We start from the raw sequence: 20208 nt of genomic DNA, 5'->3' as shown, positions 1-20208 counted from the left end.
TGGAGGCTGGGCTGGTGGAATACATCCAGTACTACAACCAGGAGCGCATCAAACCGAAACTGAAAGGTCTGAGCCCGGTAGAGTACCGGGAGCGGGCCCAATCGGCCGCCTGATCCCGTCCAAGTCTCGGGGGTCACTTCAGGGACGGGTTCACGGCGTCCCCGCACTACCCACCCTCCCGGCCAGCCCCCGGGAAACCAGCTTTCCGCGAACAACCAAACCACCCACGAGGGGCTGCGCCGTTGGCGGGAATCCCCCACGGATTCGTTAGCCGGAAGTTAAAGATCCGTAAGCATTCTGCTGCGATCCCGCAGTCATCTGCATGCAACCGATCGTCATTAGCCTTCGTGACGTTCCAGTCAGGTTCGACGCGGTAAGCTCTCCCTCGATGAGCTCGCAGCATCGCTCATCGAGTGCAGTACGCAGTAGCAATTTGGAGGAATACATCACATGGCAATCGTTCTTTATGTCGGTGGTAGCAAGGATGGCGAGAAGGGCGTGGTGCCCTACGGCTTCAGCAAATCCCGCGCCGACACCGCGCTGGGGCCGGAGTTCTACACGGAGCGGTTCATGGAACTGCAGGGTGTCGGCAAGGTCCGCCTGATGGCCCTGGAAGGCATGCGTGACGAGATCGTCATGCAGCGCGCCGCCCGCCACTACCGCTGACCTTCGCAACACGCGGCAGGGCGCGCCCACCATCGCGCGCCCGCGCCGGCATCCCAGCCCAGGGCCAGTCCGAGCCCTCTCTCCGCCAGGATGCCGGCGTCCACTCCGGCCCCGCCGCTGAACCTCGCCCCCTGTCAATGCCTTGTCCGGCTCCGTCGTGGATTGCCAGAATGGGATCTTCCCGTACCGCGGCACAGACCTGAAGCAATGCACGACGCCAAGAACGCCCAGAGCGCGCTCGCCCAGCAGATCGCCCAGACCATCGCCGACGAGATCGGTGCCCAGTCCGCCCAGGTGCGCGCCGCCGTCGGCCTGCTCGACGAGGGCGCCAGCGTTCCGTTCATCGCGCGCTACCGCAAGGAAGTGACCGGGGGCCTGGACGACACCCAGCTGCGCAACCTGGAAACCCGGCTGACCTACCTGCGCGAGCTGGAGGAGCGCCGTGCGGCGGTGCTGGCCAGCATCAGCGAGCAGGGCAAGCTCAGCGACGAGCTGCGCTACGATATCCTGGCCGCCGACACCAAGAGCCGGCTGGAAGATCTGTACCTGCCGTACAAGCCCAAGCGCCGTACCCGCGCCCAGATCGCCCGCGAGGCCGGTCTGGAGCCGCTGGCCGATGGCCTGCTGGCCGACCCCACGCAGGACCCGCAGGCCTTCGCGGCCGCCTTCATCAACACCGACAAGGGCGTGGCCGACACCAAGGCCGCGCTGGAAGGTGCGCGCGCGATCCTGATGGAGCGCTGGGGCGAGGACGCTGCGCTGGTCGGCGAGCTGCGCACCTGGCTGGGAGAGAACGGCGTGATCCGTGCCCGCGTGGCCGAGGGCAAGGAAACCGAAGGCGCCAAGTACCGCGACTATTTCGAACATGCCGAATCTCTGGCGAAGATTCCCTCGCACCGGTTGCTGGCGCTGTTCCGCGCGCGCCGCGAAGAGATCCTGTTCCTGGAACTGGACCCGGGCAGCGATGCCGAGGCCGGCCACCAGTACGCCGAAGGCCGCGTGGCACGCAGGGCCGGGATCGCCGACCGGGGCCGCGCCGCCGATCGCTGGCTGCTGGACGCCTGCCGCCTGACCTGGCGCGCCAAGCTGCACACCCATCTGCTGCTGGACCTGTTCAACCAGGCCCGCGAGAAGGCCGAGGCTGAGGCCATCGCGGTGTTCGGCGACAACCTGAAGGATCTGCTGCTGGCCGCACCGGCGGGCCCGAAGACCGTGCTTGGGCTGGACCCGGGCATCCGCACCGGCTGCAAGATCGCCGTGGTCGATGCCACAGGCAAGCTGGTGGCCACCGACACCATCTACCCGCATGAGCCACGTCGCCAGTGGGACCAGTCGGTGCAGACGATCAAGCAACTGTGCGCCAAGCACAACGTTGAACTGATCGCGATCGGCAACGGCACCGCCAGCCGCGAAACCGACAAGCTGGCCGGCGAAGCGATCAAGGCTGCCGCCAACCCGAAGCTGCAGAAGGTCGTGGTCAGCGAGGCGGGCGCCTCGGTGTACTCGGCCTCCGAGTTCGCGGCCAAGGAGTTCCCGGGGCTGGACGTGTCGCTGCGTGGCGCGGTGTCGATCGCGCGTCGCCTGCAGGACCCGCTGGCCGAACTGGTCAAGATCGAACCCAAGGCGATCGGTGTCGGCCAGTACCAGCACGATGTGGACCAGTACCGGCTGGCACGGGCGCTGGACGCGCGCGTGGAGGACTGCGTGAACGCCGTGGGCGTGTACGTGAACACCGCATCGGCCGCGCTGCTGTCGCGGGTGTCCGGCCTGTCGGCCACGGTGGCCGAGAACATCGTGCGCCATCGTGACGAGAACGGCCCGTTCAAGCGCCGCAAGGATCTGCTGAAGGTCGCGCGCCTGGGCGAGAAGACCTTCGAACAGTGCGCCGGCTTCCTGCGCATCGCCGACGGCGACCAGCCGCTGGATGCTTCGGCGGTGCACCCCGAAGCCTATCCGGTGGTCGAGCGCATCGTGGCCAGCACCGCACGCCCGATCAAGGCGCTGATCGGTGATGGCAGCTTCCTGCGTGGCCTGAAGGCCGAGCAGTTCACCGATGACACCTTCGGCTTGCCGACCGTGCGCGACATCCTGAAGGAACTGGAGAAGCCGGGCCGCGACCCGCGTCCGGAGTTCAAGGCTGCGCGCTTCGCCGAAGGCGTGGAGGACATCAAGGACCTGCGCGAGGGCATGGTGCTGGAAGGCGTGGTGAGCAACGTGGCGGCCTTCGGTGCCTTCGTCGATATCGGCGTGCACCAGGACGGCCTGATCCACATTTCGGCGCTGTCCGACACCTTCGTGAAGGACCCGCGTGACGTGGTCAAGGCTGGCGACATCGTCAAGGTGAAGGTGCTGGAGGTGGACGTGGCGCGCAAGCGCATTGCCCTGACCCGGCGTCTGGACGATACCCCCGGGCAGGCCACCAGCCGCCCGGGCCAGCGTGATGAGCGCGGCCATGGGCAGGGTCCGCGCCGGGATGCAGGCGGCCAGAACCGCGGGCCGAACCGGGGCCAGGGCAATGGTGGCCGTCCCGCCGCGTCCACGCCCCCGGCCAACAACGCCCTGGCCGAGGCCTTCGCCCGCGCCAAGCGTAGTTGAGGATCGTGTTCCCCGTCACGCTTGATTCGTGGCGGGGGACTTGTCGATTTTCCCCGTGATTGCGCACACTTGCGCTTGAGGGGAGGCGTCCGGCCACCCCGCTGTCGCTGGGGAGGGCCATGACGCCAGCAGGACCCGTCGTCTTCGTTGAGGTCTGCAGCGTCGCGCTGCGGCCGCTGCCTGCCTGCGCGGGCCGGGGGCAGCGGTGATGGCGGGCCAGGGCACCAACGGCAACGGGTTGCTGGAGCGCCGCCTGCAGGCGCTGGCCGAAGAGCGTCGGCGGCTGGCGATGATCATCGATGGCACCGCCGCAGGCACCTGGGAATGGAACGTGCAGAACGGCGAGATGCGGGTCAACGCGCGCTGGGCCGAGATTGTCGGTTACCGCCTGGAAGAGCTGGAGCCGGTCTGCCAGAAGACCTTCCTGAAGCTGGTCCATCCCGATGACATAGCGCTGTCGGACGCGGCACTGGACGAGCATTTCGAGGGGCGCACCGACAACTACGCGTGCCTGCTGCGGATGCGCCACAAGAATGGCCAGTGGATATGGATCCAGGACCGTGGCCGCGTCTTCGAATGGGACGCGCAGGGCAAGCCATTGTGGATGGCCGGCGCGCATGCCGACGTGACTGAGCTGCAGCAGGCCCGACAGGATGCGGCCGAAACACGGCAACGCCTGCAGGCCGTGGTCGATGCCTCCGACGAGGTGGCGGTGATCGCCACCGATATCGATGGCACCATCACCCTGTTCAACACCGGCGCGCAACGCCTGCTGGGCTACAGCGCGGCGGATGTGGTCGGCCAGCGCCGGCTGGATGCCTTCCACGATCCGCAGGAACTGAATGCCTGGCTGCGACCGCTGGCCGATGCCGATGGCCAACTGCCAGATGTGTTCGAGGCACTCAGTGCGCGTGCCGATGGCCAGACCTATTCGCGGCAATGGACGCTGCTGCGCAAGGACGGCCAGCCACGCCAGGTACGCCTCTCGATCAGCCGCATGGACGGTGCCGACGGTGTACGCATCGGCTATGTCGGGATGGCCATCGACATCACCGAGATCCTGCAGGCGAGGGCCGAAGCGCGCTTGTCCGCGGAGAAGTTCGCCGGTGCGTTCACCTCGGCTGCGCTGGGCATGGCGCTGGTGTCACTGGAAGGGCGATGGCTGGACGTCAACGATGCGCTGTGCCGGATCCTCGGCTATCCGCGGGAAGAGCTGCTGCAGGTGGATTTCCAGCGTCTCACCCATCCTGATGACCTGCAGACCGACCTGGCCCTGGTGCAGGACCTGCTGGCCGGGCGTCGCAGCCACTACCACCTGGAAAAGCGCTATCTCGATCGCGATGGCAAGGTCATCTGGGCCCGATTGTCGGTCTCGCTGGTGCGCAACGAGCATGGCGAGCCGTTGCATTTCGTGTCGCAGATCCAGGACATCACCGCCCAGCGCAGCAGCGAGCAGCGGCTGTTCGAGAGCGAACAGCGCAGCCGCATCACCCTGGATGCCGTGGCCGACCTGGTGCTGAGCGTCAGCCTCGATGGCCGTATCGATTACGCCAATGCCGCTGCAGTACGCATGTTGGCCGGCGATGGCGCGTTGTCGCTGGCCGGACACAAGGTGCAGGATGTGCTGGCGCTGACCACCGAGTACGCGCCGGGTTCGGTGCTGGACGTGTCGGTACTGCTGGATCCGGACAGCAATGCGGTCGACCTGCATGCCGACCTGCTGCTGCGCCTGGGTGCCGCCACGGTGCCGGTGGACCTGACCCGCGCCTGGTTGCGCGATGACGAGGGCCACGTGCGAGGCGCGGTCTGGGTGCTGCGCGACGATACCCAGCAGCGTGCCCGCCAGCGCGAGGCGCGTCATCTGGCCGAGATCGATCCGCTGACCGAACTGAGCAACCGCCGTGGCTTCGAGGTGCATCTGCAGCAGGCGATCACCCGTGTTGAACGTACCGGCCAGGCCGCGTCGCTGATGTACATCGATCTGGACCGGTTCAAGCCGATCAACGATACCTGGGGCCATCTGGCTGGCGATGCGGTGCTCTGGGCGGTGGCCAGCGTTCTGCGTCACGGGGTGCGCGATTCGGATGTGGTGGCGCGGCTGGGCGGCGATGAGTTCGCGGTGATCCTGTCCGGTTGCACGCCGCGTCGTGCAGCGCGCATTGGCGGCGAGCTGCTGCATACCCTGGCGTCGCTGTCGATTCCGTGGGACCAGGACCGGTTGCGGGTAGGGGCCAGCATCGGCATCGCGCCGCTGGCCGGAGGGATGAGCGTGGACCAGGCGGTGGCCGCGGCCGATGCCCAGTGTTACCGGGCCAAGGCGATGGGCCGCAACAACGTGCAGGTGCAGGGCGAGGCCAGTGAGCTGCCGGGCGATGATTCCGAGGTCGTCGAGGGCTGATCTCAGCCTGTGAGAGGGCGGGCGCAAATACTCCGCGCACCTCCTCTCTTACAGGTGATCCCATGAATGTCTGCAACCCGATGGCGGTGCGTGCCTTCGCCCCGGCCCTGGTCGGCTGGTGCCTGGCCCTGGCGGCCGGGCTCCGGCTGGAGGAGGTGCGTGAGGACCGTCTCGCCCAGGCAATGTTGCCGGTGCTGCAGGCGAGCGTGGTGGCGCTGCTGGCCCTCACCCTGGCGTGCACGGTGGCGGCCAGCCTGGTGCTGTGGCGGCACAGGCGCCGGGATCACCGTCGCGTTGATGCCGGCACTACAGAGGCGCAGCATCCATCAGCAGGAACCGGCATGGCGCGCGCTGGAAGGCATTGATCTGCGGCACCAGCCGCTGGAAATGTTCGCTGGCGCAGTGGATGTCCAGGGCGACGCGGTCAGGCCATTGCTCGATGAAGATGAAGTGCCCGGGATCCTTCTGGTCCACGAACAGTTCATAGCCGAGGCAGAGCGGCTCGCGCTGCGTGCAGGCGACCAGTTCCCGGTACAGCGGAAGCACGGTGTCCACGGCATCGGGATGGATGAAGTCTTCGGCGATGACCTTGAGCATGCAGGCACCTCTGGATGGGGCCCTGCAGGATAGTGCCGGCGGGTGGCCGGCACCCATCCCGTCAACGCAATACTGCGTCCGCACTGACCAGCTGCACATCGTGCATCTGGTTGAGGTAGGCCTCGTAGTAGCCCTTGTGCGAGGCACCGACGATGGTCAGCATGCGGGTGCCCGGGTGCTGGCCGAGCACGTCGCGCATGTTGGCGACCATGCGCAGGTTGCGGGTTTCCCAGTAGCCCACGTAGTTGCGGCCGAAGCCTTCCGGCGAGGGTTCGACGAGCGTCGCGCCGAAATCGCTGTTGAAGGCCAGCATCGCGGCCTCGGGTGCGTTGTAGGCGCGATACATCGCGAGCAACCCATCCGGTTGAGCAAGATTGGCTTCCAGTCGTTCATCGGCCGCCCTGCGCGCTTTGGCGAAGGAATTGTCCCAGGCACCGCGTATGGCGGCAGCGTAGGCCTTCTGCTGCGATTCCGGTGTAGGCGAATCCGCAGTGTGGTCGTCGACCGCCCACAGCCGCTCCAGCCCCAGGCGCGCGGCGAGGACGCCGGCCACCAGGCCGGCCTCGTTGCGGCGTGCCATGCGCGTGTCGAGGAACTGCACCAGCTCCGGTGTCAGGCTGTCCGAGGCACGTCGCTCTTCCCTGGGCAGCCGCAGCCATTGGACGACTGCCGAGCTGCTCTCGCCCGCAGCCAGGAACACTGCGGCCAATCGGCGTCGCTGGGCAGCGGTTGGCGCCTTCGGCCAATCCGCAAGCAGGCGTTCCATCTCCACGTTGGCGCTGGGCACGTCCAGGCCGGTGGCGGCCTGCGCCGGTGCCGGATCGACGCAGTAGTCCGCTACGCTGTCCGCGTATCGGGCCGGATTGCGGCGCATGAAGTCACACTGCAGGCCGGACAGGTTCTCCACTGCGATCGCGGTGGGCCGCCAGGCTTCCAGACGCTGCAGCAGAGGTTCCAGCATCGCCGGCGTGAAGGTCTCCGGCAGGCTGGACAGGTGCGGGCTGCCCAGCACCAGCACTTCGTTCGGGCGCCCCGCGGGCGGTCCCTTCAGCTGGTCCGGGTGGAAGGCCGGTCGATAGGCGGTGTCGTTGGCCAGCGCGCTGCTGCTGCACACGGCCAGGAAGAGAAGGCTGGCAAAGCGAGGGAACATGCGATCTCCATGTCGATGAGCATCCTGCGGGACCTTCATGCTGGTCATATTCTCCTGCCGCGGAATCCCGCATTGGTCATGTAAACCTTTTTGCCTTGAGCTGCATCCTTCTGCTGAGCGATGCTGTACCCAGCGCCCAGGCAATGCAGAACATGACGTCCGACGACTGGACCATCGACAGTCCGCGGCTGCACCTCCGGCCATTCACGCCCCGGTGTATTCCTTGGCCTGGCAGGCCTGCATCGAGCCCGTGACGCAGAACCCGAACTGGGCATCTGGACCGCCGAAATGATGCATGGGCACGGCTATGGTCGCGAAGCCGTGGCGGCGGTGTGGTCGGCCGCCTCAGGGCGCCTGCGCTGTGCTGCGTTCCGCTATCCGGTCGCCGAGCAGAGCCGGTCCAGCCGTTCCCTCGCTGAGTCCCTCGGCGGACTTCCTGTAGCACGTGAGCAGGGTGTGAAGTACACGGCAATCGTCTACCGCATTCCGGCTGCAATGCACGGAGTTGCGACGGACGTCGCGGAATCCCGCTAAAGCGGCCGACGGCATCGCCGATACTCCCTCTGGATCCCGCTCCAGTCACCCGCCGCAGGACCCCAGGCTGCCCCCGATGGGCGGTCCGCGCAGTGTGTTCCGCCGCTCCCAGATGCCGATCGCACCCGCAGCAGACGTTCTTGGCAGTCGCTCGAGAGGTGCCGTTGGCACCTGTAGTCCCTGGCAACTGATGTTGCCGCCGGGCATCCCGCCCGTCGGGTCACAACCGCTTACCGGACACCGAGGATCAGACAATGCTCATTCCAGGCTTCACGGCAGGCGCGCAGGCGCCGGCCGAGCTGCACACCCGTTGGTCGCCGTGGCGTGCGCTGCTTGGCGTACTGGCGCCGCAGCAACGCACCGGCACAGAGAAGGCGATGACCGACCGCACCGAGCTGGAAGCGCAGGTGGCCGCGCTGCATCGCGTGCAGGCCGTCATCGAGTTCGCGCTCGACGGCACCATCCTGCAGGCCAATGACAATTTCCTGCAGGCGATGGGCTACCGGCTGGAGGAGATCCAGGGCAAGCATCATTCCCTGTTCGTCGACCCCGAGCTGGCGCGCAGCGCCGAATACCGCGACTTCTGGGCGCGCTTGGAGCGCGGCGAATACGACGCCGGACAGTACCGCCGCTTCGGCAAGGGCCAGCGCGAGATCTGGATCCAGGCCTCGTACAACCCGGTACTGGACCGCCAGGGGCGGCCGTACAAGGTGGTCAAGTTCGCGACCGACATCACCGCGCAGAAGCTGCAGGCGGCCGACTCGGCGGGGCAACTGGCCGCGATCACCAAGTCGCAGGCGGTGATCGAGTTCAGCATGGATGGCCGCATCCTGTCGGCCAATGACAATTTCCTGGCCGCCACCGGCTACAGCCTGGACGAAGTGCGCGGGCAGCACCATTCGTTGTTTGTCGAGCCCGAGCATCGCAGCAGCATCGAATATCGCCAGTTCTGGGAGAAACTGGGGCGCGGCGAATATGACGCCGGCCAGTATCGGCGTCTTGGCAAAGGCGGGCGTGAGGTCTGGATCCAAGCGTCCTACAACCCGATCCTGGACCTCAATGGCAAGCCGTTCAAGGTCGTCAAGTACGCCACCGACATCACCGCGCAGGTGCATGAAAACCAGGCCATGCAGCGCGCGGTGGCGCAGACCCGCGAGGTGGTGGCCGCGGCCAAGCAGGGCGATCTGACCCAGCGCGTGGCCACCGCCGACAAGAATGGCTCGATCGCCGAACTGTGCGAAGGCGTGAATTCGCTGGTCGAGGCGATGGCCGCGATCATCGGCCAGATCAAGTTCGCCGCGGACACCATCGCAGTCGGCGCGACTGAAATCGCACAGGGCAACAGCGACCTCTCGCAGCGCACCGAGCAGCAGGCGGCTTCGCTCGAGGAAACCGCGGTGTCGATGAAGGGCCTGGCCGAAACCGTGCAGCGCACCGCCACCAACGCGCGCCAGGCGAGCCAGCTGGCCGGTGGAGCCGCCGATGTCGCTGCGCGCGGCGGCAGTGTGGTGCATGAGGTGGTCGAAACGATGGCGGTGATCAATGCCTCGTCGCGGCGCATCGTCGACATCATCGGGGTGATCGACGGCATCGCCTTCCAGACCAACATTCTCGCGCTGAACGCAGCGGTGGAGGCGGCGCGCGCCGGTGAACACGGCCGTGGATTTGCCGTGGTTGCCACCGAGATCCGCGAGCTGTCGCAGCGTTCGGCCAGCGCAGCGAAGGAGATCAAGCACCTGATCGATGAGTCGGTTGCCAATGTGGGTGCCGGTACGGCGCAGGTTGAGAGCGCGGGCCGCACCATGGACGAGATCGTGACCAACGTGCGCCGGGTGAGCGACCTGATGACCGAAATCAGCACTGCCTCGCAGCAGCAGAGCGACGACATCCAGCAGATGAACCAGGCCGTCGATCTGATCGACCAGGGCACCCAGCAGAACGCGGCCCTGGTCGAGGAGGCGTCGGCGGCGGCACGCAGCATGGAAGAGCAGTCGGCGCAGCTGCTGCAGACGGTGGCCAGCTTCCGCTTGCAGGGCGGCGCCGGGCACCGGCACGGAGCGGCGGCGCTGCATGCGGTCTAGGCGCGGCGACCGGACTGTTCTTCCTTGGTTTCGGTGTCGCCGCGTACGCAGTTGCGACCGGCATGCTTGGCGCGATACAGGGCCTGGTCGGCGCGTTCGACCAGGCCGCGCGGATCGCCGTCTTCGCCGGGTGCCTGCCAGGCCACGCCGATGCTGATGGTGACGCTGGAAACGGGGGCGGGCAGGGCTGCGGCTTCGACCGAAGCGCGCAGCCGTTCGCCCAGGCCCAGGGCGTGGGTGGCATCGGGCGAGGGCAGGGCGGCGATGAACTCTTCGCCGCCATAGCGGGCCAGCAGATCGTCGCCCCGTTGCAGGCAGCCATCGAGGATGCCGGCGACGGCACGCAGGCGCCGATCACCTTCCGGATGGCCGTAGGTGTCGTTCAGCCGTTTGAAGTGGTCGATGTCGATCATCAGTACCGCCAGGCCCTGGCCCTGGCGGCGCGCGCGGCGGTGGGCCCGATCCAGCGACTCATCGAAGCTGCGCCGGTTGCCCAGTCCGGTCAGCGGATCGCGCCGCGCCAGCGTTTCCAGTTCATCGCGCTGGCGCTGGATCTCGACCTGGCTCAGCACGCTGCGCAGCGCATAGCCGAGCAGGGAGCCGATGAAGCCGACCGTGGCCAGGGTCGGCTGCAGGCGCGCGACCAGAAGCGCCACCAGCATCAGCAGCAAGGGCAGCATCAGTGGTACGCCGGCATCGACGATGCGCCGCAGGCTGCGGGATACCTCCACTGCCGGGCAGCGACGATGGCTGCCCGCCAGGATGGCCAGCAGCACGAACAGTCCACTGATCAGCAGGTCGCCCCAATTGCCGTCGGGCACCTGCGGCTGATAGGTATTGATGTAGAAGGCCAGCAGGAAGTAGCCCAGCGCGTAGATCGTCAGCGTCCGGAAAAAAACGCGGCGGTCCGGATCGTCCTCGGCCAGGAAACGGATCAGTGCGAAGCAGAACACCAGGCTGTTCTGCACGCCGCTCATGGTGTTCAGGCACTGCGTCCACAAGGCGGTGTTCAGCGGCGCCATGGCCCGCGCATGCAGGTAGTGCAGCAGCCAAAGCAGGGCAATGATCCCGAGGTCCACCGCACGGATGTAGCGGTTCCCGCCGCCCGGGCTTGCAGCGACGTAGGTCAGGGGGATCCGGTAGAACACGTACAGGATCAGTGTTGAGGCGGTCATCTGCGCAGGGGCGAGGCCGGCCACATTGCGGTACAGCAGCGCCAGCAGCGCGAGAGAGAACAGGCCGACGGCCGCGCCGAGCAGTCGCCACTGGCAGGCCGCCTGGCTGACACGTGCACGCCGTACGCAGGCCAGTGCAGCCAGCAGCGGGGCGGTGATCAGCATCAGGTAGGAGCCGACCGGGTCCTGCGGGCCGACAAAGGCAATGACGAGCGCGTGCGTGACGAGAAAAAACAGTGCAGCACGCAACGTCATGCAGTCCCCCACCCCCGGATCCGGCGGGATCACGATAGGCAGATGTACGTGAGGCTGGCAAGAAAAGTGTGCACTACGTCTAGCGACAACCCTGTCAGCGGTCGCAGTTTTGCGTCAACACAGTGACACCGGAGCGGCTATATGGGCCTGCATCGCCTGAAAAGCAAAAGGCCAGGTCATGGACCTGGCCTTTGATGCTGTGGTGCCGGTGAAAGGACTCGAACCTTCATGGGGTCACCCCCGGCTGATTTTGAGTCAGCTGCGTATACCATTCCGCCACACCGGCAGGCAGCGTGTGAGTGTAACCGAGGAGGGCAGGGCTTTCATAGGGGCAAGGCAGATCGAGGCGTTTCCTGTCGGCATCGGCTCTGCGATGGCTATACTGCGCCGGCTTGAATGCCTCCAGGAGCCATAGCCGATGACAGTGTTGCAGGACCTGAGGGTGCTGGTGGTCGAGAACGACGAGATGAGCGCAGCCTTGCTGCAGATGCAGCTGGTGCATGCCGGCGCGACCGTGGTCGGGTTGGCGGCGAGCGTGGCTGAAGCATTGCGCGTGCTGGAAGACTCGGTCCCCGATGTGGCCCTGCTGGACTATCGCCTGGCCCGCAACGAGACCAGCGAGCCGGTGGCGGCAGCATTGTCGGCGCGAGGCGTACCGTTCGTGCTTGCCACCGGAATGCTGGCTGAGCAGCTGCCCGAGTCTATGCTGTCCGGAGTACTGCTGGTCAAGCCGTATCTGTCGGCGGACCTGACCCGGGCGCTGAGCCGTGCGGTGGGCCGTTCCAGCGCAACGGCGTGAGAACGGCGCTTCAGCCGGCCTCCTCGTACAGGTAACGGATGTCCTCGCGGTCGTCGAGGATGCTGTACTGCCCGGCCAGGTTGTCCGGATCGGGGTTGAGCCACGCATCGAGATGCTCCCCGCGGATCGGTATCACGCCGCGATCGTGACCTGCCGCGGCGACATCGCGTGGCGGGGTGTCGGTGATCGTGGCGAATGAGAGCAGGCGTCCTTCCGGTCCCTCCCATTCCGCCCAGAGGCAGGCCAGAAGCAGGTCGCGGGGCGGGTCGGGGCGAAACTCCAGCACCACATCCTGTTCCTTTTCACTGGCGCCAAGCGCGCGCCCTGCGATCGCGTGGCGTGGTACGTGCTCATAGAACGCCTGCACCACGACAACGCCGTGGCGAAGGCCGAACGCGCCGCGCCAATAGCCTTCCAGGCTGTCGCGTCGTGCGTTGTAGGTGCCGGGGTAGAGCACGTCGTTGCGTGCCGGCTTGTCCGGCAGCCGGCATTGGTAGCGCATCGGCTTGATCACCCGTCGGCCGCTCTCGCTGACCATCACCGGCGCGTAGGTGCCGGGAAAAATGCGGTTGTCGCGCGGCAGTAGTTGTACCCGGTGCAGGTCCTCAAGCCGGGCCTGGGCGCGCTCGATGCGGTTGCCGGCCACGCGCAGGTCGTTGCGTGCCTTCTGGGTGGGGCGGGTGGCGAGCGTCGCGTGGGCGATATCGCGGCGCTCGCGTTGGCGGGCCAGCTCCGCCTCCAGAGCCTGGCGTTCCTGCGCATGCCACTGCTGGATCTTCGCAACGATGTCGCGACCCTGTTCGGTGCGCGCGCCGGCAAAGCCGTCGTCCATGGCCTTGGGGGTTTTCGGCCGCTTCTTGCCGGGATCGTGCGCGTACAGTTCGGCGAACTCCTCCAGCGACAGGATGGCACCGAACTCGCGGACCAGCTTGGCGTAGTCAGCGCGGATCAGGGCGGAATAGCACATGGGAACTCTGCAGGCCTGGGTCGCAGTCGTTGCGACGTGGATGCGGCAGGATAGCCCGACCTTCAGGGAGATACCGCATGAATGATTCCGTCAGCTGCCAGTTCCGCGAGGCTGTCCCCACGGTCGAAGACTATTGCCAGCTGCGTGTGCTGGCGGGCCTCAGTGCCAAGAGCCAGGAGGCGGCGGCACGCGCGCTGCCCAATACCCTGTATGGCGTGTGCGCCTACCAGGGCAATGAGCTGGTAGCGATGGGCCGCATCGTTGGCGATGGTGGGTGCCACCTGCAGGTCTGTGATATCGCCGTGCTGCCGCGCCTGCAGGGGCAGGGCCTGGGCAAGGAAGTGATGCGTCGCCTGGATGGCTGGATGCAGGCGAACCTGCCGCCGTCTGCATACGTCAGCCTTCTGGCCGATGGTGAAGCGCACCGGTTGTACGCGCAGTTTGGTTTCGCACCCACCGCACCTGCATCGATCGGGATGTATCGCCGGTTCTGAGCTGTGTTCAGGCTGAGGCCATCCATGCGTGGCATGGATCTACTGGGCCAACCGGCCGCCGGATCCATCCCGGCCCTGCAGTAGATCCACGCCATGCGTGGACAGGGCTTTCCCGGGAATCTCAGGCAAAGAAAAACCCCGGCCGAAGCCAGGGTTTTCAAGAATTGGCGTCCCCACGGGGATTCGAACCCCGGTCGCCACCGTGAAAGGGTGATGTCCTAGGCCTCTAGACGATGGGGACGCACGAAAACTTCAAGTTGTAGATCCTTCGACGGCCTAATGTCGAAGTGGTGGAGCCAAGCGGGATCGAACCGCTGACCTCCTGCATGCCATGCAGGCGCTCTCCCAGCTGAGCTATGGCCCCATGAAACTCCGGATGATCTGCCGGGAGCAGAGTCCGTTTTGAAACTGGCGTCCCCACGGGGATTCGAACCCCGGTCGCCACCGTGAAAGGGTGATGTCCTAGGCCTCTAGACGATGGGGACGCACGAAAAACTTCAAGTTGTAGAACCTTCGACGGCCTAATGTCGAAAGTGGTGGAGCCAAGCGGGATCGAACCGCTGACCTCCTGCATGCCATGCAGGCGCTCTCCCAGCTGAGCTATGGCCCCGTGTTACCGAGCCGCCTATCATACCTGCGTGTTCACGTTTGTGGAAGTCTTTTTTGAACTTTTTTCGTTCCGGTTCAACCGCAGCCACGAGGGCAGGGGAACCGCAACGCCACACCCTGAATGCCGGTAGGCGGTGAACAAAAAAGACCCGGTTATCGGCCGGGTCCTCGTTGTTCGTGATGAGTGGCGTCCCCACGGGGATTCGAACCCCGGTCGCCACCGTGAAAGGGTGATGTCCTAGGCCTCTAGACGATGGGGACGCAATTCTCATCAATGTTCTTTAGCGACCTTTCGACGGCCTAATGCCGAAAGATTGGTGGAGCCAAGCGGGATCGAACCGCTGACCTCCTGCATGCCATGCAGGCGCTCTCCCAGCTGAGCTATGGCCCCACGTCGCTGAGGAGCGAAATAATAGCCTTGCCCCAGGGGGTTGGCAAGCATTTGTTGCACTTTTCTTCACGCGTGTTGCGAAGCCGATGTCAGTCGCCTGCGGCCGTGGTGTCGTCGGTCAGAGCGGCCAGGATCGGGCACTGGTCCAGCGCGCCATGGCCGGGGCAGGCGTCGACCAGCTGCGACAGTGCGATGTGCATGCGCTGCAGTTCGGCCATCCGTTGTGCGATGTCCTGCAGGCGGGCCTGCGCGGTGTCACGCACGCTGCCCATGTCCTGCTGGTGGTGATCACTGAGCGCGAGCAGTTCTCCGATTTCCTCCAGGCTGAAGCCCAGTGTCTTGGCGCGGCGGATGAAGCGCAGCCGGCGCAGATCCGGCTCGCCGAAGATGCGGTAACCCCCGGCCGAGCGCGCCGCCGTCGGCAGCAGCTGCTGCCGTTCGTAATAGCGGACCGTATCGATCGGCACGCCCGCCTGACGGGCCAGTTGTCCAATGTTCATGGCAGCTTTCCTGCGGATCCTGCCGGCCATTGTGAAGCCTGGAGTCTGGTCGAGAGTCAAGGCTTCAGCTCGGTGCGCGCATTCAGCCCACTTTGCAACTTTCTTCATAGCCCCGCAGATGGGCCTGTTCCTACCCTTCGCCTGAACCGGCCGTTCGATGGCCTGCAACGAACCGAGGAGGTGGTCTGTGGAGGGAGTCAGGAACGAAGCATTCGTAGAGGTTGCGGTGGTCGAATATCCGGGAGGGGACCCCTCCGCCGCCTCTGTGCTGGCCGAAATGGCCCACGTCGCCAACCGCCTGGCCCAACAGCAGCGCCGACCCTTCAAGCGTGTGCTTGTCACCCGCTGGATCGTTCCCGCCAGCCAGACCGGTGTACACCGCATCGCGGGTGCTGAAATGCTCGACGCCGCCATTCCCGCGGTGATCGCGGTTCCCGGCCAGATCAGCCCCGGAGCCTGTCTGCGCGCCGAGGAGGTCCTGCTGGACTGGTTGCGGGCCCATTATGACGGGGGCAGCCTGCTGGCTGCTGCCAGCGACGGGGTCGGTGTACTGGCCCGTGCGGGACTGCTGGCCGGAAGAACGGTCAGCGGCCCCGATCTGGGGCGACATCCAGGGTTGCAGGCGCAGGCGGTGAGCTGGGTGCCCAGTGAGCGGGCGCTGGTCGACGATGGCGATCTGCTGACGGTTGGCGGATCGCAGGCATGGCGTTTCCTCGGGCTGCGTTTGCTGTACCGGCTGCACGGGCAGGGCGTGGCGAGCGCGGTCGCGCAACAGCTCGGGATCGTCGTGCCCGCAGGAATCCAGCAGGATCTTGAGCGTTTCAGTGCCAACTTCGCCCACGGTGACCGCGATGTACTGAAGGCCCAGCGCTGGCTGCATACCACTGCCGCACGAGGAGCCACTCTGGCCGCAATCTGCGAGGTTTCCGGATTGGAACCGCGCACCCTGCAGCGGCGCTTCCTCCGGGCGACCGGTCTGCGGCCGATCGAATACTGCCAACGGCTGCGCATTGCCAAGGCGCAGACCCTGCTGCAGCAGGGCGCAGGCATCGAGGAGGTGGCCTGGGGGGTGGGCTACGCTGATCAGAGCGCGTTCCGGCGTCTGTTCCTCCGCATCGTGGGCATGACACCGGCCAACTATCGCCGCCACGTCAACTGCAAGCGGCGGGAGCGACCGTTGATGCCGTCGGTGGCCGGAAGTCTGCGCGGCCTGCAGGCGCCCCCCGGAATGCAGTTGGGGCGCAGTGCGGCCTGACCATGGGTGGCGGGCGAGCGCTTGCAACCTGGGCGTGACGCTTTGACCATGCAGGCAGTGGAACTTGAACAGGTGGGCTGATGTCGGGTGTTGGACCGGTACCGATGCCGGTGGTGTTGATCCTGATGTGCACGTTGCTGGCCATGACCGTTGCCCGTCTTTGGCCGCGCAGGGCAGTGGGAATGCCGCTGCCGTCGGCAGCAGGCATCGTGCTGGACATGCTGCTGATCGGCCTGCTGTGTGGTCGTGTCAGTTTTGTTGTGCTGAATTTCGCGCTCTATCGTTCGGAGCCCTGGAGCATTCTGCAGGTCACCGATGGTGGCTATCACCTGATGGTGGTGCTGGTGGCCGGGCTGTCGTGGGGATTATGGCGTCTGCGGCCGTGGCGTCAGTTGCGTGCACCGGTGCTGACGAGCGCACTGGTAGGCGTGTTGTTCTGGGTCGCTGGTGGCCAGTTGCTGTCGGCATGGCAGGAGCGGCAGATGCCGTTGCCGGCGCTGCAGGTGGCGGACCTTCAAGGCGATCGTATCGATCTGCAGCAGTTCCGCGGCAAGCCGCTGGTGCTGAATCTGTGGGCCACATGGTGCGGGCCCTGCCGCCGTGAGATGCCGGTGCTGGCGACGGCACAACAGGCACATGATGACGTGCAGTTCGTATTCCTCAACCAGGGTGAAGCCCTGGATGAGGTCCAGGGTTTCCTCGCCGGCGAACGACTGATGCTGGGCAACGTGCTGCTGGATGATGACGCTGCTGCTTCCACCGTGCTCGGCATTCAGGCGTATCCTTCCACGCTCTTTTTCGGTGCCGATGGGCGCCTGCGTGAACTGCACCTGGGCGAACTGACCGCAGCCGGCCTTGAACACAAACTGCGCCGGCTGCGGTAGCCTGCGCGGGCATCTCACTACGGAGTTCCCATGTTGTCGATTTCCCTGCGCACCGCCCCGGCGGTGCTCCTGCTGCCGGTCATGCTGGCATTGGCCGCCTGCAGCCAGGCACAGACGCCGCCGGGCAAGGCCGCCACGGCATCGGCGACGACTGCTCCGGCATCTGCCGCCAAGGGCGACCGCCCAGCGGTGCTGAAGGGCATCGAGAAGCACGGCTTCGAGGTCGTTGCCGAATTCGATGCGCCGGACGGCCTGCGCGGTTTTGCTGGCGTGGTGGGAGGGCAGCAGCCTGCAGCGGCCTATGTCACGGCCGATGGCAAGCACGTACTGGTGGGCAGCCTGTTCGATGCCGAAGGTAATGATGTGGCTGCCGAAGCGGTCGAGAAGCTGGTTGCCGCACCGATGTCGGCCAAAATGTGGACCAAGCTTGAAGCCAGCGCCTGGGTACGTGATGGCAAGGCCGACGCGCCCCGCGTGGTCTATACCTTCAGCGATGCCAACTGCCCGTATTGCCACAAGTTCTGGGAGGCGGCCCGTCCGTGGGTCGACGCCGGCAAGGTACAGCTGCGCCACATCATGGTGGGTGTGATCCGCGAGGACAGTCCGGCCAAGGCCGCAGCCATCCTGTCCGCACGTGATCCGAGCGCGGCGCTGCTGGAGAACGAACACCAGTTCGACCGTGGCGGCATCAAAGCGCTGCCGAACATCAGCCGCGAGATCGCCGGCAAGCTCGACGCCAACCAGGTGTTGATGCTGGAGATGGGGTTCCAGGGCACCCCGGGCATCCTGTTCCAGGATGCACAGGGCCAGGTGCAGCGCCGGGCCGGATTGCCGCAGGGCGACGACCTGCAGACGGTGCTTGGTCCGCGCTGATCCACGCCTGCATGATGATGTAGACCACAGGCCCGCATGGTGACATGCGGGCCTGTTGCGTTCCTGCCCCAGGCGAACACAACCGCTTGCGCATTGTCTGTTCGTCGTCACGTCTGAATCGTGACTGAGATCAAGCATCGTGCCTTGATTCCAATCAAGGCCAAAAGCGACAAACAGACTAGCCTTTGACGCATGGAATACAGCGTCAATGCGCGATGGATGCCGCGCTCGCCACGCCCTGATCAGGGTCGGCCGGCACAGCCATTCACGACACTCTCACTCTGTGCTTGTTACCCAGACCGCTGCGGTCGCCACCTCTCTGGCAGCGCGGCCTTGATGGAGTCGACATGGGTGCAGGCGGGGCAGTGTCATCGTCCTGTTGCCTGCCGTGCGCAGGCTGGCCGATGTCGTCGACGCAGTACCCGCATTTCCAGCAACGGCAACGCGAAGCCAGGGCGGCGCATGCATGCGCTCCGGAACCGTGATGCGAGTGTTCGTCAGGGGAGGATGCAATGCGTTTGGCCGTACTGAGTCTGGCATGCCTGGGGGCACTGGCGATCACGCCGGCGTACGCTCAACAGGGTGATGCAGAGGATGCGCAGGCATTGCGGCGCGAGATGGCCGCCATGCGCCAGGCGCTGGAACGCATGCAGCAACGGCTGGACCGGCTTGAGCAGCGCGATGCTGCGCCTGTGCAGGCAACAGCCGCGCCTGCAATGGCGCCGATGGCCTCTGCCGCCCCTTCCGACGTGATCCATCGCACCCAGGTGCCGGGTGTGGCGCAGCCGGTACTGCCGCAGCGCGATTCGGTCGCTGATCCGTCCACTGCGGCATCGCGACCGGACAGTGCGGCGGGCCCGACCGACCCGGATCTGAAGGGGTTCTTTGCCATACCCGGCACTGATACGGTGATCCGCATCGGCGGTTACGCCAAGCTGGATGCCATCGCCGATTCGCGCGCGGCCGGCGACGAGGATCAGTTCATTCCCTCGTCGATGCCGGTGGGCGGCAGCCACCGCGATGTCTCCAACTTCAACATCCACGCCAAGCAGACCCGCTTCAGCTTCGAGGCGCGGCGTCCAACCACGCACGGCAACCTGCGCTTCTATCTGGAGAACGACTTCTTCGGCAGCAGCGATGGCTACGAGTTCCGCCTGCGGCATGCGTATGGACAGCTCGGCAATACCTATGCCGGCTATGGCTACTCCAGCTTCATGGACCCGGACAGCCTGCCCGACACGCTGGACTTCGCCGGGCCGGGCGGCGCCGGCTATCTGCTGGTGGCCGGCATCCACCACAGCTTCACGATGGGCAAGGGCAACACGCTGACCGTGGCGGCCGAAGACCCGAAGACTGAACTTGCCGGTGCCAGTGATGAGCGGGCTGCGGTGAACCGTCTGCCGGACGTAACCGTGACCGCGCGCATGGAGCGCGACTGGGGCCACCTGCAGGTGGGCGCGGTGGCGCGCAGCCTGGCCTATGACGGCGATGGCGAGCGCGACCGGCGAATGGCCGGCGGCCTGCAGCTGAGTGGCTCGGCCTCGGTGGGCGAGCGCGACCTGCTGCTGTTCGGTGCGCTGGGAGGACGCGGCCTCAGCCGCTATACCGCCGACCTGACCGGCTCCGGGCTGGACGCGGTGGTCGGTGCCGATGGCCGCCTCGACGCGTTGGACCTGCACGGCGGCTTCGTCGGCTATACCCACTACTGGTCCGAGTTGTGGCGATCGAACCTGATCTTCGGCCAGCTGACCCTGGAGCGGAACGCCGCACTGGCGGCCGATGCCTTCCGGCAGAGCCGGTACGGCGTATTCAACCTGATCTGGAGCCCCGCGCCGTCGTGGACGATGGGCATGGAGCTGCTGTACGGCCGCCTGGAACAGCAGGGCGGCGCACGCGGCGACACGGTCCGGGTGCAGGGCAGCCTGCAATACAACTTCATCAAATAAGCGCCAGCGGTCGTACGCCAGCGTAACCGTCCCCACGCC

General features: G+C 66.0%; 18 protein-coding genes and 7 tRNA genes. 13 read left to right on the top strand and 12 right to left on the bottom strand.

Going from position 1 to position 20208, the window contains the following annotated elements:
* The 5 genes from AC5P7E_RS17045 to AC5P7E_RS17025 all read left to right on the top strand — a co-directional run.
* The coding region (locus tag AC5P7E_RS17045) for an IS3 family transposase (protein WP_495213687.1) at positions 1 to 113 on the top strand (113 nt) is incomplete at its 5' end.
* A gap of 337 nt (positions 114 to 450) precedes the next feature.
* Positions 451 to 666 (top strand): hypothetical protein, encoded by a 216-nt coding sequence (locus tag AC5P7E_RS17040; RefSeq protein WP_005410085.1) that lies wholly within the window; start codon positions 451 to 453, stop codon positions 664 to 666.
* Positions 667 to 873: 207 nt separating this feature from the next.
* On the top strand, positions 874 to 3261 hold the full coding sequence (locus AC5P7E_RS17035) for a Tex family protein (RefSeq protein ID WP_150359939.1): 2388 nt from the start codon (positions 874 to 876) through the stop codon (positions 3259 to 3261).
* 208 nt (positions 3262 to 3469) lie between these two features.
* Complete coding sequence (locus AC5P7E_RS17030; RefSeq protein WP_005410083.1) at positions 3470 to 5659, top strand: PAS domain S-box protein; 2190 nt, start codon at positions 3470 to 3472, stop codon at positions 5657 to 5659.
* 62 nt (positions 5660 to 5721) lie between these two features.
* The gene (locus tag AC5P7E_RS17025; protein WP_012480609.1) at positions 5722 to 6024 is read left to right on the top strand and encodes a hypothetical protein; all 303 of its coding nucleotides are present in this window, start codon (positions 5722 to 5724) and stop codon (positions 6022 to 6024) included.
* Here AC5P7E_RS17025 and AC5P7E_RS17020 read toward each other — a convergent pair.
* Both AC5P7E_RS17020 and AC5P7E_RS17015 read right to left on the bottom strand, forming a co-directional pair.
* Positions 5966 to 6256 carry a putative quinol monooxygenase gene (locus tag AC5P7E_RS17020; protein ID WP_012480608.1) on the bottom strand — a complete coding sequence of 97 codons (291 nt, stop codon included), beginning with the start codon at positions 6254 to 6256 and terminating at the stop codon, positions 5966 to 5968. The genes AC5P7E_RS17025 and AC5P7E_RS17020 overlap by 59 nt on opposite strands.
* Before the next feature lie 61 nt (positions 6257 to 6317).
* Positions 6318 to 7406, bottom strand: a complete 1089-nt coding sequence (locus AC5P7E_RS17015) for a DUF5694 domain-containing protein (RefSeq protein ID WP_114619047.1) — start codon at positions 7404 to 7406, stop codon at positions 6318 to 6320.
* A gap of 228 nt (positions 7407 to 7634) precedes the next feature.
* On the opposite strand from AC5P7E_RS17015, the gene AC5P7E_RS17010 reads away from it, so the two are divergent.
* Both AC5P7E_RS17010 and AC5P7E_RS17005 read left to right on the top strand, forming a co-directional pair.
* A complete protein-coding gene (locus AC5P7E_RS17010) occupies positions 7635 to 7940 on the top strand; it encodes a GNAT family N-acetyltransferase (RefSeq protein WP_223846494.1) in 306 nt (101 codons plus the stop codon).
* Positions 7941 to 8194: 254 nt separating this feature from the next.
* Complete coding sequence (locus tag AC5P7E_RS17005) at positions 8195 to 10021, top strand: methyl-accepting chemotaxis protein (protein ID WP_033833936.1); 1827 nt, start codon at positions 8195 to 8197, stop codon at positions 10019 to 10021.
* Here AC5P7E_RS17005 and AC5P7E_RS17000 read toward each other — a convergent pair.
* Both AC5P7E_RS17000 and AC5P7E_RS16995 read right to left on the bottom strand, forming a co-directional pair.
* Positions 10018 to 11451, bottom strand: a complete 1434-nt coding sequence (locus tag AC5P7E_RS17000) for a GGDEF domain-containing protein (protein WP_114619048.1) — start codon at positions 11449 to 11451, stop codon at positions 10018 to 10020. The genes AC5P7E_RS17005 and AC5P7E_RS17000 overlap by 4 nt on opposite strands.
* A gap of 200 nt (positions 11452 to 11651) precedes the next feature.
* Positions 11652 to 11737, bottom strand: a tRNA-Leu gene (locus AC5P7E_RS16995).
* Between the two features lie 132 nt (positions 11738 to 11869).
* Here AC5P7E_RS16995 and AC5P7E_RS16990 point away from each other — a divergent pair.
* Positions 11870 to 12250 (top strand): response regulator, encoded by a 381-nt coding sequence (locus AC5P7E_RS16990; RefSeq protein WP_005410076.1) that lies wholly within the window; start codon positions 11870 to 11872, stop codon positions 12248 to 12250.
* Between the two features lie 10 nt (positions 12251 to 12260).
* Here AC5P7E_RS16990 and AC5P7E_RS16985 read toward each other — a convergent pair whose 3' ends face one another.
* Positions 12261 to 13217: an SOS response-associated peptidase family protein gene (locus AC5P7E_RS16985; RefSeq protein WP_049459243.1), complete on the bottom strand. Its 957-nt coding sequence runs from the start codon at positions 13215 to 13217 to the stop codon at positions 12261 to 12263.
* Positions 13218 to 13294: 77 nt separating this feature from the next.
* On the opposite strand from AC5P7E_RS16985, the gene AC5P7E_RS16980 reads away from it, so the two are divergent.
* Positions 13295 to 13711, top strand: coding sequence for a GNAT family N-acetyltransferase (locus AC5P7E_RS16980; protein WP_005410074.1), 417 nt, complete (start codon positions 13295 to 13297; stop codon positions 13709 to 13711).
* A gap of 165 nt (positions 13712 to 13876) precedes the next feature.
* Here AC5P7E_RS16980 and AC5P7E_RS16975 read toward each other — a convergent pair.
* From AC5P7E_RS16975 to AC5P7E_RS16945, 7 genes are all read right to left on the bottom strand, one after another.
* A tRNA-Glu gene (locus AC5P7E_RS16975) sits at positions 13877 to 13952 on the bottom strand.
* Positions 13953 to 13999: 47 nt separating this feature from the next.
* Positions 14000 to 14075: transfer RNA gene (locus AC5P7E_RS16970), tRNA-Ala, on the bottom strand.
* Positions 14076 to 14120: 45 nt separating this feature from the next.
* Positions 14121 to 14196, bottom strand: a tRNA-Glu gene (locus tag AC5P7E_RS16965).
* A 49-nt stretch (positions 14197 to 14245) separates the two neighbouring features.
* Positions 14246 to 14321: transfer RNA gene (locus AC5P7E_RS16960), tRNA-Ala, on the bottom strand.
* 184 nt (positions 14322 to 14505) lie between these two features.
* Positions 14506 to 14581: transfer RNA gene (locus tag AC5P7E_RS16955), tRNA-Glu, on the bottom strand.
* Positions 14582 to 14635: 54 nt separating this feature from the next.
* A tRNA-Ala gene (locus AC5P7E_RS16950) sits at positions 14636 to 14711 on the bottom strand.
* Positions 14712 to 14800: 89 nt separating this feature from the next.
* Positions 14801 to 15211 (bottom strand): heavy metal-responsive transcriptional regulator, encoded by a 411-nt coding sequence (locus AC5P7E_RS16945; protein WP_043034671.1) that lies wholly within the window; start codon positions 15209 to 15211, stop codon positions 14801 to 14803.
* Positions 15212 to 15398: 187 nt separating this feature from the next.
* Here AC5P7E_RS16945 and AC5P7E_RS16940 point away from each other — a divergent pair, with 187 nt between their 5' ends.
* The 4 genes from AC5P7E_RS16940 (at position 15399) to AC5P7E_RS16925 (ending at position 20169) form a co-directional block, all read left to right on the top strand.
* Complete coding sequence (locus tag AC5P7E_RS16940) at positions 15399 to 16466, top strand: GlxA family transcriptional regulator (protein ID WP_114619070.1); 1068 nt, start codon at positions 15399 to 15401, stop codon at positions 16464 to 16466.
* A gap of 80 nt (positions 16467 to 16546) precedes the next feature.
* Positions 16547 to 17350, top strand: coding sequence for a TlpA disulfide reductase family protein (locus AC5P7E_RS16935; RefSeq protein WP_329761722.1), 804 nt, complete (start codon positions 16547 to 16549; stop codon positions 17348 to 17350).
* 30 nt (positions 17351 to 17380) lie between these two features.
* Entirely contained in the window at positions 17381 to 18223 is an 843-nt protein-coding gene (gene dsbG, locus AC5P7E_RS16930; protein WP_005410070.1) for a thiol:disulfide interchange protein DsbG, read from the top strand.
* 512 nt (positions 18224 to 18735) lie between these two features.
* On the top strand, positions 18736 to 20169 hold the full coding sequence (locus AC5P7E_RS16925) for a DcaP family trimeric outer membrane transporter (RefSeq protein WP_100438624.1): 1434 nt from the start codon (positions 18736 to 18738) through the stop codon (positions 20167 to 20169).
* The last annotated feature ends 39 nt before the right edge of the window (positions 20170 to 20208 follow it).

It is taken from the genome of Stenotrophomonas sp. YJH_SMC_25 (genome assembly GCF_059369595.1).
This window is presented reverse-complemented; position numbering and strand designations above follow the sequence as displayed.

Excerpts from the sequence above, each read along its gene's own strand:
- AC5P7E_RS17020 (WP_012480608.1), bottom strand. The coding sequence starts at position 6,256 with ATGCTCAAGGTCATCGCCGAAGACTTCATCCATCCCGATGCCGTGGAC.
- AC5P7E_RS16945 (WP_043034671.1), bottom strand. The coding sequence starts at position 15,211 with ATGAACATTGGACAACTGGCCCGTCAGGCGGGCGTGCCGATCGATACG.
- AC5P7E_RS16980 (WP_005410074.1), top strand. The coding sequence starts at position 13,295 with ATGAATGATTCCGTCAGCTGCCAGTTCCGCGAGGCTGTCCCCACGGTC.
- AC5P7E_RS16985 (WP_049459243.1), bottom strand. The coding sequence starts at position 13,217 with ATGTGCTATTCCGCCCTGATCCGCGCTGACTACGCCAAGCTGGTCCGC.
- AC5P7E_RS17000 (WP_114619048.1), bottom strand. The coding sequence starts at position 11,451 with ATGACGTTGCGTGCTGCACTGTTTTTTCTCGTCACGCACGCGCTCGTC.
- AC5P7E_RS16935 (WP_329761722.1), top strand. The coding sequence starts at position 16,547 with ATGTCGGGTGTTGGACCGGTACCGATGCCGGTGGTGTTGATCCTGATG.
- AC5P7E_RS17015 (WP_114619047.1), bottom strand. The coding sequence starts at position 7,406 with ATGTTCCCTCGCTTTGCCAGCCTTCTCTTCCTGGCCGTGTGCAGCAGC.
- AC5P7E_RS16925 (WP_100438624.1), top strand. The coding sequence starts at position 18,736 with ATGCGTTTGGCCGTACTGAGTCTGGCATGCCTGGGGGCACTGGCGATC.
- AC5P7E_RS16990 (WP_005410076.1), top strand. The coding sequence starts at position 11,870 with ATGACAGTGTTGCAGGACCTGAGGGTGCTGGTGGTCGAGAACGACGAG.
- AC5P7E_RS17005 (WP_033833936.1), top strand. The coding sequence starts at position 8,195 with ATGCTCATTCCAGGCTTCACGGCAGGCGCGCAGGCGCCGGCCGAGCTG.
- AC5P7E_RS17030 (WP_005410083.1), top strand. The coding sequence starts at position 3,470 with ATGGCGGGCCAGGGCACCAACGGCAACGGGTTGCTGGAGCGCCGCCTG.
- AC5P7E_RS17035 (WP_150359939.1), top strand. The coding sequence starts at position 874 with ATGCACGACGCCAAGAACGCCCAGAGCGCGCTCGCCCAGCAGATCGCC.
- AC5P7E_RS17040 (WP_005410085.1), top strand. The coding sequence starts at position 451 with ATGGCAATCGTTCTTTATGTCGGTGGTAGCAAGGATGGCGAGAAGGGC.
- dsbG (WP_005410070.1), top strand. The coding sequence starts at position 17,381 with ATGTTGTCGATTTCCCTGCGCACCGCCCCGGCGGTGCTCCTGCTGCCG.
- AC5P7E_RS17025 (WP_012480609.1), top strand. The coding sequence starts at position 5,722 with ATGAATGTCTGCAACCCGATGGCGGTGCGTGCCTTCGCCCCGGCCCTG.